We start from the raw sequence: 14639 nt of genomic DNA on the forward strand, positions 1-14639 counted from the left end.
AAATTCTTAACGAGCCCGGCGCTCCACCAGCGCCTTTATCGTCGCCGCGTCCACCCCCAGCTCCGCTGCCAGTTCCCAGACCCGGTCCACGGCCCGAATGAGGTCCTCGTCCAGCGGCTGCTGCCCGGGCAGCTGGTTGACCACGGTGCCCGCCCGGCGGCGCGAGGAGATCAGGCCTTCGGCCTCCAGTTCCTTGTAGGCGCGGGCCACGGTGCCCGCCGCCACCCCCAGATCGGTGGCCAGCGCACGCACCGTGGGCAGCTTGCTCCCGGCCGCCAGCTCTCCCAGCGATATCAGCGAGGCCACCTGGGCCCGGATCTGTTCGTAGGGCGGAAGCGCCGAGTCCAGGTCCACGGTGATCTGGGCGCTCATCGAAGCCCTGCGTCGCTGGTTTCCGGAAGCATCGAGCCCTGCGGGCGCGGCAGTGCCAGCACCGCCGGGGCGCAGAAGATCAGCAGCCCGAACAGGCCGAATCCTTCGAATAACCCGTATCCCATGAGCGGCATGGCGACGAGTGCTCCGGTGACCACACGCATCGAGCGGAATTCCAGCACCTGCCGATACCAGGTTTCCACCTCGCCTCCCACTTGCCACGGAAGCGCCACGGAACGGACCAGCAGGACGAATCCTGCATGCGCGGCGAGCAGCGCAGCGGCCAGCCCGACGATGATCCACCGGTTCGGTGGGACAAATCCCCACAGCAGCGCCAGCGGAGGAAAGAGCAGGAAGTACAGGCTGGCCGCCATCAGGAGTCCGGCGACAACGTAGGTCCATAGCGGCAGGCGAGCGGCGGGTTTGGGCAATCGCGCCACCGCTCGGGTCCAGAAGGCCATGTACGCCAGGTAGGCGGCGTTGACCAGTAGGTAGAACAGCGCCGCGCCCGCGAGGAGGAGCAGGATGGCGGTGGCGCGCTCGGCGGTTGGCATTTCCTGCGTCTCGGAGCTCGGCAGCATCGGCCATCCGACGGCGACCAGCAGGATGGCCGCCATGGCGCTCAGGTATTGCACCGCGAAAAGCTGCTCGCGTAGCCGGGCGAAGGCGCTGGAGGCGGCAGGCCGCAGGGATTCGAAGTTCACCGGTGGGCGCCAGAAGAACATGACGACGGCGATGGCAAGGACGGCGTAGTTGGCCGTCTGGTCCCATTGGCCCGCTACGTCGTTCATCCGCTCCCAATGATCGATGCCGGCGCCTTCGCCATCCATGAACTTGTCGGCGTCGTCGTAGATCCACCGCGCTTTGAAGTGCAGGGCTTCGCCACCGGCGCCGGCCAGGAGCACCGTCACCGTGCGGTAGAGGCGATTGAGCCACGTGATGCGCAGCAGCAGGTTGTCGTGTTCGCTGATGCCGTCCAGGGGCTTGCGCCGGAGGATGACCATGGTGGCGGCGAAGGCCGCAACAAGCAGGAGTGCCAGGCTCAGCCCCAGATAGGGAAGGACCTCCGCGGCCGAACGCAGTCCATCCTGGGCATCTGCGGTCACGATGTACTCATGAGCGTCTTCTTCTGTAATTTCCGGCGTGGGGGCGAGGCCCGTGACGTCGCGGACGCTGTACATCGCGAGCAAGCCGGCGGCGAAGACGGCCAGCATGACTGACGCCAGGGATTTGGGAATCAGGCCGGACAGGGTCCGGGGCTTCAGCGAGGCGGTGCGCTGCGGCTTGAGCTTGTGCGGCCAGGTGAACTGCCCCGCGATGTAGATGAATGCCACCCAGATCGCGGGCGTCGCGGCGGCTCCGATGGCCTCGGGCGTGCTCAGCCGCGTTTCCCCCTCGGGCGGGACCGCCGCGAGGGTATCGAACCAGCTGGCCGAGGTGCTGGCGAAAAATCCGATGAGAGCGCACCAGAAGGCGTGCTGCCGCGCCAGAGCCAGGCGGTTTCCGTCCTGCTTGGACGCAAGATTGCGCAGGATCAGGTAGATGATCAACGCCGCAAATGCGAAGCTGCCGAACTGTGAAGTCAACGAATTACTCATGGGTTCCGCCTTTCCGGATTCAATGTATCAATCAATTGATACAAAAGAAAAATGGTGGCAATCAGGTCAACCCCAGCCCGTTGACGTAGTCTCGATTCATGGGCCTGTTTACTTCCACTCCGCTGCCCGATCCCGTCGGCGACTTCGCGCCGCCCGTGGACGAGCATCCTTCGAAAATCGCCGCCACGCTCGCCAGCCTGCGCCACTCGGCCGATTCCCGCATTACCCACCCGCGCCGCTTCCGCGTCCAGCAGCTGCGCGCGCTGGAGAAGATGCTCGACGAGCATTTGGACGACTTCCTGTCCGCGCTGAACGAGGACCTGGGCAAGGGCGCCACCGAGGCGAAGTTCTCCGAGGTGGACGTGGTCCGCGCCGAAATCGACTTTGCGCTGCGCCATCTGGCCGAATGGATGGACCACACCAACGTCAAGGTGCCGCTCGCACTGCAGCCGGCCATGGCCAAGGTCGAGCCACGTCCGCTGGGCGTAGTGCTGATCATCGGCCCGTGGAACTACCCGCTGCAGCTCATGCTGGCCCCGCTGGTCGCCGCCATCGCCGCCGGCAATGCCGCGGTGCTCAAGCCTTCGGAGATTGCCCCGGCGAGCTCCGGGGCGTTGGCCAAGTTCCTGCCGCTCTACCTGGACAACCGCGTATACGCAGTCATCGAAGGCGGCGTTGACACCGCCACCGAACTGCTGGCTGCGCGCTGGGACCACATTTTCTTCACCGGCGGCGAGAAGGTCGCCAAGGTGGTCGCCGCCGCGGCCGCCAAGCACCTGACTCCGACCACCCTGGAGCTGGGCGGCAAGTCCCCGGCCGTGGTGGACAACCAGCTGCCGGCCGTCGCCAAACGGCTGGCCTACGCCAAGTTCATGAACGCGGGCCAGACCTGCGTGGCGCCGGACTACGTGCTGGCCATCGGCGACTCGGCGCCGCTGATCGAGCGCCTGGGCCAGACCATCCACAGCTTCTACGGCAAGGACCCGCTGACGCACCCCGACTTCGGCCGCATCGCCAGCCACCGCCATTTCCAGCGCTTGCTGGACATGTTCGAACAGGGCGAGGTGGTGCACGGCGGACAGTACGACGAGACGACCCTGCGCATCGCGCCGACCATCATGCGCAACGTCGACCTCGACGGAACGCTGATGCAAGAGGAAATCTTCGGTCCCATTTTGCCGGTGATCGAGGTGGCCACCTTCGAAGAGGCGCTGGAATTCATCGCCGCTCGGCCTGCTCCGCTGGCGGCCTACCTGATGAGCGAAAGCCCGCGGCTGCAGTCGATTTTCTCCGACCGGGTGCGCGCCGGCGCCATCGTGCACAATGCCCCGTTGGCCCAGATGATCATTCCGTCCCTGCCCTTCGGCGGGGTTGGTCCCAGCGGAATGGGCTCCTACCACGGCAAGCACGGCTTCGACCGGCTTTCGCAAATACGCTCGGAACTGAGCAAAACTACGGTGGTAGATACCCTGAGCGCAATTTATCCTCCGTACTCATGGGCTAAGCGAAAGATTATTGATCGCTTACTGTAGCGCGGTTCATAGCGTTTGAGCTCGCCGTGGTGCTTGGATTGAAAGGTTGGATTTTTCTATGCACCAGGAGCTGTAACGCATGAGTGAGCCCGCACCGTCCCACGACGGTCTAAAGCGTGGTCTCAAGGCCCGCCACCTGCAGATGATTGCAATTGGCGGATCGATCGGAACCGGATTGTTCGTCGCCTCCGGAGGCGCGATCGCCGAAGCAGGGCCCGGGGGAGCGCTGATCGCCTACGGGTTGATCGGGCTCATGGTCCTGCTGCTGATGCAGTCGCTGGGGGAGATGAGCGCGCGCCTACCGGTCGCCGGCTCCTTCCAGACCTACGCCACGGTGTTCGTCAACCGCCACTTCGGCTTCGCGATCGGCTGGAACTACTGGTTCAACTGGGCCATCACCGTCGCCGCGGAATTGGTTGCCGCGGGCATCATCATGTCCTACTGGTTCCCCGATTCACCGAGCTGGATCTGGGCGGCGATCTTCCTTGCGCTGCTCACCGGGCTGAACGCGCTGTCCGCCAAGGCCTTCGGCGAAGGTGAATACTGGCTGGCAATGATCAAGGTCATCACCGTCATCGTGTTCCTGATCTGCGGCGTCGCGATGATCTTCGGGATCATCGGCGGCAGCTCCCCGGGCTTCAGCAACTGGACGGATGGCGAGGCGCCGATCGTCGGCGGCTGGCTGTCCATCGTCTCGGTCTTCATGATCGCCGGCTTCTCCTTCCAGGGCACCGAGCTGGTCGGCGTGGCCGCCGGCGAGGCGGAGAACCCCAAGCGCGACATCCCGCGCGCCATCAAGGCGATCTTCTGGCGCATCATGCTGTTCTACATCGGCGCGATCTTCGTCATCGGCATGCTGATCCCGTACCTGGATCCCTCGCTGCTCTCCTCCGAGGCCTCCGACATCGCGACCTCGCCGTTCACCCTGGTCTTCGAGCGTGCGGGCATTGCCTTCGCCGCGGCCCTGATGAACGCCGTGATCCTCTCCGCCATCCTGTCCGCCGGCAACTCAGGGCTATATGCTTCAGCGCGCATGCTGTACTCGATGGCGCTGGACGGCAAGGCCCCGAAGATCTTCGCCCGGCTGAACCGCAACGGCGTGCCGATGCCGGCGATGCTGCTGACCGCCTCGGTGGGCCTGTTCGGCTTCCTCACCGCGATCATCGGCCAGGGCGCTGCCTACACCTGGCTGCTGAACGTCTCCGGCTTGTCCGGGTTCATCGCCTGGATCGGCATTGCGGTCTGCCACTACCAGTTCCGCAAGCAATACATCGCCAGTGGCCAGGACCTGGCCAAGCTGCCCTACAAGGCGCCGCTGTTCCCGCTGGGTCCCATCTTGGCCTTCGCGATCCTCATCGTGGTCATCGCCGGCCAGAACTACCAGGCGGTAGTCGAAGGCAACCTGCTGCAGGTGGTTTCCTCCTACATCGGCCTGCCGATCTTCCTGCTGCTCTGGCTGGGCCATTGGCTGGCCACCCGCAAGCAGCCAGCCGTGAAGATCGACCCGTGGACCGCCGAGCTGCACTAGGCGTTCAGCGCCGCATCCACGATCACCCGGGCCTCTGCCAGCACCTGCTGCAGATGTTCGGGTGATTTCGTTGATTCCGCGTAGATCTTGTAGATGTCCTCGGTGCCCGAGGGGCGCGCGGCAAACCAGGCATGCTCGCTGGAGACCTTCAAACCGCCGATCGCGAAGCCCGAGGCTTCCGTGGCCTTGGCGGTGATCGGGTCGCCGGCCAGCTCGGTGGCCTCGACCATGCCCGGGTTCAGCCTGCCCAGCACGGCTTTCTGCTCGCGGCCGGCCGGGGCGTCGAAGCGGTCGTAGAAGCTGCCGCCGTGGCGGGCGAGAAGCTCTGCGTGGATCTGGCTGGGACTCTTGCCGGTCACCGCGCGGATCTCGCTGGCCAGCAGGGCCAGCATGATGCCGTCCTTGTCGGTGCTGAAGGCGCGGCCGGCGAAGTCCAGGAAGCTGGCGCCGGCCGATTCCTCGCCGCAGAAGCCCACCTGGCCAGAGGCCAGCGGCGCCACGAAGTACTTGAAGCCCACCGGGACCTCCAGCAGCTCGCGCCCGTGGGCGGCGACCACGCGGTCGATCAGCACCGAGGAGACCAGCGTCTTGCCGACCTTCGCGTCGGCCGGCCACTGCGGGCGGTGGGTGAGCAGGTAGTCGATGGCCACGGCCAGGAAGTGGTTCGGGTTCATCAGCCCGGCATCCGGGGTGACGATGCCGTGGCGGTCGGCGTCCGCGTCGTTGCCCGTGGAGATGTCGTATTTGCCGCGGTTGGCCACCAGCGAGGCCATGGCATGGGCCGAGGAGCAGTCCATGCGGATCTTGCCGTCCTTGTCCAGCGTCATGAAGCCGAAGCGCGGGTCCACGGACTCGTTCACGACGCTCAGGTTCAACCCGTAGCGCCGGCCGATCTCGCCCCAGTAGTGCGCCGAGGCGCCGCCCAGCGGATCCGCGCCGATCGAGATGCCGGAGTCGGCGATGGCCTTGAAGTCGATGACCTGCGCCAGATCGGCGATGTACAGCTCGCGGAAGTCGAAGGGCATGGCGCTGGGGGCGCCGCGCTTGATTCCGTCGCTGGCCAGCAGCTCGTTCGCGCGGGCGGCGATGGGCCCGGTGATCTCCGATTCGGCCGGGCCGCCGTGCGGCGGGTTGTACTTGATGCCGCCGTCGGCCGGGGGATTATGCGAGGGGGTGATGATCAGGCCGTCGGCCTGTTCGCCGCCGCGCGCGTTGTGCACCAGGATGGCGTGGCTCAGCGCCGGGGTGGGGGTCAGGCCGTCCTCGGCCAGCACCCGGATCCCGTTGCCGGCCAGGACCTCCAACGCGGTGCGGTAGGCCGGCTCGGAGAGCGCGTGGCTGTCCTTTCCGACGTACATCGGGCCGGTGATGCCGGCGGCGGTACGGTAATCGACGACGGCCTGGGTGATCGCGGCGATGTGCGCCTCGTTGAAGGTGCCGTTCAGCGAGGTGCCGCGGTGGCCGGAGGTTCCGAAGACAACCGCCTGGTCCGGGTTCGCGCTGGAAGGCACGATCCGTGTGTAGGCGTCGAGCACCGCCTGAAGATCGATCAGGTCGGTTTCCTGCGCCGGCTGGCCGGCTCGTTCGTGTGCCACTGCGTATGTCTCCTAGTTGGTACGTTGTCCGCGAAGTCGTAGACAATGGATAGTCATGAGCTACTACCCATATCCGCAAAACCCCTACCAGCGCCCGCCGGAATCGACCGGGCTGTCGGTGGCCTCGCTGGTGCTCGGCATCCTCTCGATGCTGGGCTTCGCCATAATCATTCTAGTTCCGCTGGCCGGAGTCATCACCGGACACCTCGGCTATCGGCGCGAACCGAACTCCCGCGCGCTGTCGCTGGCCGGGCTGATCACCTCCTGGATTGCCCTGGTGCTCGCGGCACTGCTCTACGCGTTCCTGATCTGGGTGATCTTCTGGGTACCGGAAACATTCTACGAGTACTCGGACTACGTCTACGAGGACCTGAACTACTCCTAGACCCGGTGGCTGCGGCGTGCTAGCTTAACGATAATCGTTGTTAACGACTATCGATGGGTTAATCATGACTGCGTTCTTTGCCCCGCTGCTGGTGATCTTCCTGCCCGCGGCGGCCCTCGGGGTCGTCTACGTGCTGCGCCGCAAAGCCTCCGGCATCAGCGGAGTCGTCGCCTTCACCCGGATCGCCGCCTGGATCGGCGTGGCACTGGTGGGCGGTTCCATGCTCGTCGGCACCGTGACGGCGATCGCGAACGGCGAATCGACCGTCCAGGCGCCGGTCGAACCGTACTGGCCTGAATTTCCCGCGGTCAGCGACGTGACGCCGGACCACGGCGATGCCGTGCGCAGCGAAATCACCACGGTGACGGTGACCGCCACGAATCTGGGTGTCGCAACTCGAGGCTTCCTCGCCGCGGGCTCGCTGGTCACCGGGCTGGCCACGATCGCGGTGCTGGCTGCGGTCATCGCGCTGTGCAGCAAGCTGCTGGCGGGCAAGCCGTTCAGCGATTCGCTGCTCCGCGCCGGAAGGCTTGCCGCCTGCGCCCTGGCCTTCGGAACGCTGATCGGCCAGACGCTCACCGGCATCGGCACCTACCGGGCGGGCGAGGAAACGTTGCGGGTGGACGGCTACGCCAGCACGGGAGACCAGGTATTCTCCGGATCCTCCCCGTGGCCGGACCCGACCTTCTCCATCAACTACGAATTCGCGCCGCTCTTCATGGCCCTGGCCATCCTGGTGGTGGTGGAACTGGTCAACGCCGGCATGAAGATGGCGCGGCAGAACGAGCGGCTGCGCGCCGAGACCGAAGGGCTGATCTGATCCGTGGAACTGCGCGCTGTGCACTGCAGGCTGACCGAATTGCTGGCTGAACGCAAGATGACCGTGGTCCAGCTCAGCGAACTGGTCGATGTCTCGGTGGTGAACCTGTCGGTGCTGAAAAACGACCGGGCCAGAGCCATCCGCTTCAGCACCCTGGTGGCCATCTGCCAGGCCCTGGACTGCGAGATCGGCGAGCTGCTGGTCCTCCATTAAACAGCTGCGGCGCGGATCCCCTTGGGGATCCGCACCGCAGCTGCTTAGGCGATCGGGGCTTTAGTGCACCGAACCCATGAGCTTCTTCAGCGCCGGGGTGGCCGCCAGCATGGCGATGCCCAGGACGACGGCGGTGCCGCCCATGGCGATGAAGTAGGCAACCTCGTTGCCAGGGGTGTAGAAGCCGGCGAGCACACCCGACAGCGTGGTGCCCAGGGAGATCGACAGGAAGAACAGCGCGATCATCTGGGTGCCGAAGGCGGCAGGAGCCAGCTTGGTGGTCACGGCCTGGCCGGTCGGGGAGAGCAGCAGCTCGGCGATGGTGCACAGCAGCAGGATGCCGATCATGGCCGGCAATGGCGTCATCTCCAGCGAGTTCAGCGGGATGAAGCACAGGAAGGCCGCGCCCACCACGACCAGCGAAAGGCCGAACTTGGTGCTGGTGCGCGGCTGGCGCTTGTCCAGCTTGGTCCACATGGCGGCGAACACGCCGGCCAGCAGCACGATGAAGACCGGGTTGATCGACTGGACCCAGCTGGCCGGCATCTCCCAGCCGAACAGGTGGCGGTCCAAGCGCTCGGCCGAGTAGGCAGCGATGAAGGTGAACTGCTGCTGGAACAGCGCCCAGAAGGCGGCCGAGGCGATGTAGAACGGGATGAACGCATAGACGTTCTTGCGCTCGCGAGCGGTGACGCGCGGGCTGCGCAGGATCAGCACGAAGTACACGACGCTGGCGGCGATCACCACGTAGGCGATGGTGGAGGCCAGGTTCTCCGGGGTGACGATCTTGGTGGCAAAGACGGCGATGATCGCCACGATGACGGCCAGGAAGATGACCACGTAGCGGGTGCGCTCGTTCTTCGGCAGCGGGTTCGGGACCTGGCGCACCGAGTCCGGCAGGTTCTTGCGGCCGAACGAGTAGATCAGCAGGCCGGCGCCCATGCCCACGGCTGCGGCGCCGAAGCCCACGTGGAAGCCGAAGTTCTGGTGCAGCAGGCCGGTCAGCAGCGGGCCGACCAGGCCGCCGATGTTCACGCCCATGTAGAAGATGGAGAAGCCGGCGTCGGCCTTCGGGTCATCCTTGGAGTACAGCGAGCCGACCAGCGCGGTGGCATTGGCCTTTAGCCCGCCGGAGCCGACGGCCACCAGCACCAGGCCGATGGCCAGGCCGGTCACGTCCGGCAGGAATGCCAGGGCCAGGTGGCCGGCCATGATGACCAGCGCGGAGACGAACAGCACGCGCTCCGAGCCCCACAGGCGGTCGGCGATCCAGGCGCCGAGGATGGTGCTCAGGTAGACGGCGCCGCCGTAGGCGCCGACCAGCGACAGGGCCAGCCCCTGGTCCAGTCCGAGGCCGCCGTCGGCGACCGTGAAGTACATGTAGTAGGCCAGCAAAGCCTGCATGCCGTAGAAGGAGAAGCGCTCCCACATCTCGACGCTGAACAGGTTTGCGAGCGCGCCCGGGTGGCCAAGGAAGGTCTTGGCCGGGCGTTGGGTGCTCGGTGTTGCAGTAGACATACGTAATATTTTTCGCTTTTCGACAGGCGAGTACCTACTTCTGTCGGAAAGCTCACATTGAGATCTGCAACGCTAAAGCCAGCAGCATTCCCTCGTCCGAACGCGGGGAAATCAGCTGGATCCCCAGCGGGAGGCCGTCTTTGCTGGTGCCCACGGGTACGGTAACCGCGGCCGCCGAAGCCACGTTCACCATGGAGCTGTACGGGGAATACTGGCACTGCAACATATAATCGCGTTCCGCCGATCCTTGGGTATAGTGCCCCACCAGCGGCGGGATGCCCGACAGCGCCGGAGTGGCGATGACGTCGTACGCCGACCACTGCCGGATGAAGTCCGCAGCGATCTGCCGGACCCGGGTGGCCGCCCGCAGGCTTTCGCGCCGGCTGCGCTCCTGTGAACGGCGCCGGAAGTCCCGTGCCAGGGTTCCCAAGCGCGATTCGTCATCCAGCGGGATGTCCTTCAGCCCGTTGGTCCACACCGCGGTGAAAGCCTCCGGGTAGTCCTCCGCGTAGTCCAGCGTTGCCAGTTCCACCTGGTGCCGCCGTGCGAGCAGCTGCAGTCCCGCGGTGAACGACTGCTGCGCCTCAGCGGAGACCGCGATGTCGTAGGCGCTCTGGAACGGCGAGTGGGTGCTGTAGCCGATGCGCAGGTTGGCCAGCTCATCCGGGTAGCCGCCGCGCAGCAGCGGCAGGAAATAATCCGATCCGCGCATCGCGTCCATCAGCAGCGCCGCATCCAGTGCGTCGTGGGCCAGCGGCCCGGAGACCGTGAGCTTCGGGGCGCCGTAGCCGTCGCTGTAGCCCTCCAGCACGTCGCTGGGGATCCGGCCCAGCGATGGCTTGAGCCCGACCAGACCGCAGGCGGCCGCCGGGATGCGCACCGATCCGCCGCCGTCCGACCCCGGACCGACCGGGATCATGCCGGCCGCCACCGCGGCGGCTTGCCCGCCGGAGGAGCCGCCGGAGGAACGCAGCGGGTCGTGCGGGTTGCGCGAGGGCGCGGCGATCAGGTTCTCCGAATAGCTGCTCAGCCCGAACTCGGGCACCTGGGTCTTGCCCAGGACGATCACCCCTTCCGCGCGCAGCCGCGCCGCGAGCGCGGAGTCCCGGGTGGCCGTCGTCTGCCTGATCGCGGCCGATCCGTAGGTGGTGGGCATGCCGGCCACGTCGTTCAGGTCCTTGAAGGCCGTGGGCATCCCGTGCATCCGCCCCAGCTTGCTGCGGTGCTTCGCGAACGCCTCGTCGGCCCGGGCGGCGGCGTCCATGGCCGCCTCGGAGACGTGGATGAAGGCGCCCAGGGCCTGCTGCTGATCGATCTGCTGCAGGTAGTGTGCGGTGGCTTCGCGGCTGGAGATGTCTCCGTCGGCCAGCTGGTCGCGCAATGTCAGGGCGCTGAGAGGCAACATATCGGCTTTCGAGGCAGGAATGATTAGTCTTTAAAGCAAACACCCAATTGAAAAGGAATTCCAGCCATGAGCGATTTCGAGACTGTTTCGGTAACCGACGTACCCAAGGACGCATTCATCCTGGACGTGCGCGAAGACTTCGAGTGGGAAGCCGGGCACGCCGCAGGCGCCACCCACGTGGTGCTCGGCACCCTGCCGGAGCGTGTTTCCGAGCTGGACCCGGACGTGGACACCTACGTCATCTGCCGCACCGGAGGACGTTCGGCACAGGCCGCGGCCTGGCTGACCGGCTTGGGCTACACCGCCTTCAACATCGCCGGCGGATCCGACGCCTGGCTCGAGGCCAAGCTGCCAATGGAATCCGAGAATGGTCAGGAGCCGACCGTTCGATGAAATATGCCTATCTAGGCCCCTCGGGAACCTTCACCGAATCCGCGCTGCTCCAGGTTGACGGCGCCCGCGAGTCCGAACGCGTCCCCGCCGCCAACGTCAACGTCGCCCTGTCCATGGTGCGCGAGGGCGATGTCGACGCCGCCGTCGTGCCCATCGAGAACTCGGTGGAGGGCGGGGTTTCCGCGACGCTGGACTCCATCGCCACCGGCGATTCGCTGCAGATCGTGGCCGAGATCCTGGTGCCGATCACGTTCGTGCTCGCCGCGCGCGAGGGAATCACCGAGCTGGGCCAGATCAGGCAGGTGTCGACGCACGGGCACGCGTGGGCGCAGTGCCGGCTGTGGGCCGAGGCCAACATCCCGGCGGCGGTCTTCGCTCCGGCGGCCTCCACTGCCGCCGGCGCGCTGGGCCTGCAGGATCCCGAACAGCACCACGACGCCGCGATCTGCAGCCCGCTGGTGGCCCAGGAGCGCGGCCTGAACGTGCTGGTGCGCGGGGTGGAGGACAACGTCGGCGCGGTCACCCGGTTCATCCTGGTCACCCGCCCGGGAAGGATCCCGGCGCCCACCGGCGTGGACAAGTCAACGCTGATCATCCCGCTGGCCGAGGACCGGCCCGGTGCGCTGATGGGCATCCTTGAGCATTTCACCGCCCGCGGAGTGAACCTTTCGCGCATCGAGTCGCGCCCCACTGGCGAAGGCTTGGGGAAGTACTTCTTCTCGGTGGACATCGAGGGGCATATCGCGGAGGAACGGGTGGCGGCCGCCGTCTCCGGGCTGCATCGCCTGTGCCCTTCGCTGCGCTTCCTGGGGTCCTACCCAGCCGTGCAGGGTGAGAGCCCGCTGATCGAGGAGCACAATTCCAACGACGCCTTCATCCAGGCGCGCTCCTTCGTCGATTCCCTGCGCGCGCGGCTCTAGGGTGTGCGCAGGCGCAGCGAACCGGCGTTCACCGACACCTCGAGTTCGTTGACCTGGCCGGTGGGGTCGCCGTCGATCTGCGTATTCATGGGTTCGGCGCAGCGCAGGAAGACCCCGCTGGTCTGGTAGAAGCTCATGACCGGGATCTTGTTCTTCGCGCGGAACGCCGTCTTGAGCAGGATCCAAGTCCAGCCCGCGGCCGAGCGCGGGGAGAGCACCACGGCATCCAGCACGCCGTCGTCAATCCGTGCGTCCGGCACGAAGTCCAGTCCCTGCAGCTTGCCGACATTGGCGAACAGCACCGAGCGGACCTTGCGGGTCTGCCAGTTGGAGTCGTCGGAGAGCTTGAAATGCACTCGCTTGCGCCGCCCCGGCAACTGGCGCAGGCCCGCCTGCGAGTAGGCCAGCCAGCCGACCTTGGACTTCATTTCCTCATCGGTGTCGTCGAACAGGTCTGCGTCGGTGCCCACCCCGGCGATCACCAGGAACGCGTGGTCCGCGGTGGTGCCATCCAGCAGGTTCAGCTTCATGTGTCCCACGTCGATGGGCCGCACGGTGCCGCGCACTGCCACCAACGCGGCGGTATGCAGGTCCTCCAGCGGGACCTCCACATTGCGCGCCAGCAGGTTGCCGGTGCCCAGCGGGATGATTCCCAGCGTGGCGTCGGTGCCTTCGAGCACTTCGGCCGCCGCGCGGATGGTGCCGTCGCCGCCCGCGGCGACGACCGTGTCGCATCCCGCATCCAGTGCTTTGCGGGCCGCATCCTGTCCCGCATTGTCAGGGGTCGTATGGAAGACCAACGGTGCCTCCATGCCCGCTTCGGCGCAGACCCGGGCGACCGCCTGTTCCGCGTCGTCGCCTCCTGACTTGGAGGGATTAACAATTAGCGCGACCTTGCGCGGTTCGGTCTGCACGACCTCCTCGGCAGGCCTGCTCAGCGGCTTGCTTGACTGGGAAAGCTTGCGCACCGAGTACCAGCTGGTTGCCGCGGCGGCTGCGGCTGCGGCCGCCGCAGAGAAAATGATCGCCCTATTTGTCTGCATAGTGCTCTCATCGTACTCATGGTTGCTACGCTTAATGTGTGATCGACCTGAAAATGCTCACCGAGAATCCGGATTTGTACCGCGCCTCGCAACGCGCGCGCGGTGCCGACGAGTCGCTGATTGACCAGCTCATTGAAGCTGATGCGGCCCGTCGCGAGACCATCGCCACCTTCGAACGCCTGCGCGCAGAGCAGAATGCGTTCTCCAAGAAGGTTGGCCAAGCCAAGGGCGAGGAGCGTGCCGCGCTGCTGGCCGAGGTCAAGGAGCTGGCTGCTTCCGTGAAGTCGGCGCAGGCCGAGGCCGACGCCGCGGCAGCCACTTCCGTGGCGCTGCAGCGTTCCATCCCGAACCTGATCATCGACGGCATCCCCGCCGGTGGCGAGGACGACTTCACCGTGCTCAAGCACGTGGGCACCCCGCGCGACTTCGCGGCCGAGGGCTTCGAACCGCTGGACCACCTGCAGATCGCCGAAAAGCTCGACGCCATCGACATGGAACGCGGCGCCAAGGTTTCCGGCTCCCGCTTCTACTTCCTCAAGGGCATCGGCGCACGCCTTGAAATCGCCATGATGAACATGGCCCTGGACGTGGCCATGGAGCACGGCTTCATCCCGATGATCACCCCGACCCTGGTCCGCCCGGAAACCATGCAGGGCACCGGTTTCGACGTCGAGCACGACGACGAGATCTACAAGCTCGAGCGCGACGACCTGTACCTGGTCGGCACCTCCGAGGTGGCCCTGGCGGGTTACCACGCGAACGAGATCATGGATCTGTCCGATGGACCGATCCGCTACGCCGGCTGGTCCTCCTGCTACCGCCGCGAGGCTGGTTCGGCTGGCAAGGACACCCGCGGCATCATCCGCGTGCACCAGTTCAACAAGCTGGAGATGTTCATCTACACCAGCGTGGAGAACGCCGAGGCAGAGCACGAGAAGTTGCTGGCCATGGAAGAGGACATGCTCGGCCGCATGGAGCTGGCCTACCGCGTGATCGACACCGCCGCAGGCGACCTTGGCATGAGCGCGGCCCGCAAGTTCGACTGCGAGGCCTGGGTTCCGACGCAGGAAACCTTCCGTGAGCTGACCTCGACCTCCAACTGCACCACCTTCCAGGCGCGCCGCCTGAACATCCGCGAACGCGAGATCGTCGACGGCAAGCCCGGCAAGACCCGTGCGGTAGCCACCTTGAACGGCACGCTGGCCACCACCCGCTGGATCGTCGCCATCCTGGAAACCCACCAGAACGCAGACGGGACGGTAAACGTTCCGAAGGCACTGCAGCCGTACCTCGGCGGACTGGAAGTTCTCAAGTAGG

General features: G+C 66.0%; 14 protein-coding genes. 8 read left to right on the plus strand and 6 right to left on the minus strand.

Annotated elements, in window-relative coordinates; genetic code table 11:
- Positions 1–6 precede the first annotated feature (6 nt).
- Complete coding sequence (locus JQN66_RS00305; RefSeq protein ID WP_204676192.1) at positions 7–372, minus strand: GntR family transcriptional regulator; 366 nt, start codon at positions 370–372, stop codon at positions 7–9.
- Positions 369–1970: a hypothetical protein gene (locus JQN66_RS00310; RefSeq protein ID WP_204676193.1), complete on the minus strand. Its 1602-nt coding sequence runs from the start codon at positions 1968–1970 to the stop codon at positions 369–371. The genes JQN66_RS00305 and JQN66_RS00310 overlap by 4 nt, the downstream gene beginning before the upstream one ends.
- A 98-nt stretch (positions 1971–2068) precedes the next feature.
- Between JQN66_RS00310 and JQN66_RS00315 the strand changes: the two genes are divergently transcribed.
- Together JQN66_RS00315 and JQN66_RS00320 are read left to right on the plus strand one after the other, a co-directional pair.
- Positions 2069–3502 (plus strand): aldehyde dehydrogenase family protein, encoded by a 1434-nt coding sequence (locus JQN66_RS00315; RefSeq protein WP_204676194.1) that lies wholly within the window; start codon positions 2069–2071, stop codon positions 3500–3502.
- Between the two features lie 79 nt (positions 3503–3581).
- Positions 3582–5030 carry an amino acid permease gene (locus JQN66_RS00320; RefSeq protein ID WP_204676195.1) on the plus strand — a complete coding sequence of 483 codons (1449 nt, stop codon included), beginning with the start codon at positions 3582–3584 and terminating at the stop codon, positions 5028–5030.
- Here the strand turns inward: JQN66_RS00320 and pgm are convergent.
- The gene (gene pgm, locus JQN66_RS00325; RefSeq protein ID WP_204676196.1) at positions 5027–6625 is read right to left on the minus strand and encodes a phosphoglucomutase (alpha-D-glucose-1,6-bisphosphate-dependent); all 1599 of its coding nucleotides are present in this window, start codon (positions 6623–6625) and stop codon (positions 5027–5029) included. The two genes, JQN66_RS00320 and pgm, sit on opposite strands and share 4 nt — an antisense overlap.
- A gap of 55 nt (positions 6626–6680) precedes the next feature.
- On the opposite strand from pgm, the gene JQN66_RS00330 reads away from it, so the two are divergent.
- The 3 genes from JQN66_RS00330 to JQN66_RS00340 all read left to right on the plus strand — a co-directional run bounded on the left by JQN66_RS00330 (position 6681) and on the right by JQN66_RS00340 (position 8043).
- Positions 6681–7010, plus strand: coding sequence for a DUF4190 domain-containing protein (locus tag JQN66_RS00330; RefSeq protein ID WP_188949248.1), 330 nt, complete (start codon positions 6681–6683; stop codon positions 7008–7010).
- Positions 7011–7074: 64 nt separating this feature from the next.
- Positions 7075–7830, plus strand: a complete 756-nt coding sequence (locus JQN66_RS00335; protein WP_204676197.1) for a hypothetical protein — start codon at positions 7075–7077, stop codon at positions 7828–7830.
- Between the two features lie 57 nt (positions 7831–7887).
- Positions 7888–8043 (plus strand): helix-turn-helix domain-containing protein, encoded by a 156-nt coding sequence (locus JQN66_RS00340; RefSeq protein ID WP_204677433.1) that lies wholly within the window; start codon positions 7888–7890, stop codon positions 8041–8043.
- Positions 8044–8103: 60 nt separating this feature from the next.
- On the opposite strand, the gene JQN66_RS00345 is transcribed toward JQN66_RS00340, so the two are convergent.
- Positions 8104–9561, minus strand: a complete 1458-nt coding sequence (locus JQN66_RS00345; protein ID WP_204676198.1) for a peptide MFS transporter — start codon at positions 9559–9561, stop codon at positions 8104–8106.
- 52 nt (positions 9562–9613) lie between these two features.
- The gene (locus tag JQN66_RS00350) at positions 9614–10966 is read right to left on the minus strand and encodes an amidase (protein ID WP_204676199.1); all 1353 of its coding nucleotides are present in this window, start codon (positions 10964–10966) and stop codon (positions 9614–9616) included.
- Positions 10967–11032: 66 nt separating this feature from the next.
- Between JQN66_RS00350 and JQN66_RS00355 the strand changes: the two genes are divergently transcribed.
- Positions 11033–11359 carry a rhodanese-like domain-containing protein gene (locus JQN66_RS00355; protein ID WP_188949244.1) on the plus strand — a complete coding sequence of 109 codons (327 nt, stop codon included), beginning with the start codon at positions 11033–11035 and terminating at the stop codon, positions 11357–11359.
- Entirely contained in the window at positions 11356–12279 is a 924-nt protein-coding gene (pheA, locus tag JQN66_RS00360; RefSeq protein WP_204676200.1) for a prephenate dehydratase, read from the plus strand. Before JQN66_RS00355 ends, pheA begins: the two co-directional genes overlap by 4 nt.
- Here the strand turns inward: pheA and JQN66_RS00365 are convergent.
- On the minus strand, positions 12276–13322 hold the full coding sequence (locus JQN66_RS00365) for a diacylglycerol/lipid kinase family protein (RefSeq protein ID WP_204676201.1): 1047 nt from the start codon (positions 13320–13322) through the stop codon (positions 12276–12278). The genes pheA and JQN66_RS00365 overlap by 4 nt on opposite strands.
- Before the next feature lie 38 nt (positions 13323–13360).
- Between JQN66_RS00365 and serS the strand changes: the two genes are divergently transcribed.
- Entirely contained in the window at positions 13361–14638 is a 1278-nt protein-coding gene (serS, locus tag JQN66_RS00370) for a serine--tRNA ligase (RefSeq protein ID WP_204676202.1), read from the plus strand.
- Position 14639 lies beyond the last annotated feature (1 nt).

The sequence above is a fragment of the Glutamicibacter protophormiae genome, assembly GCF_016894325.1.
GTDB lineage: Bacteria > Actinomycetota > Actinomycetes > Actinomycetales > Micrococcaceae > Glutamicibacter > Glutamicibacter protophormiae.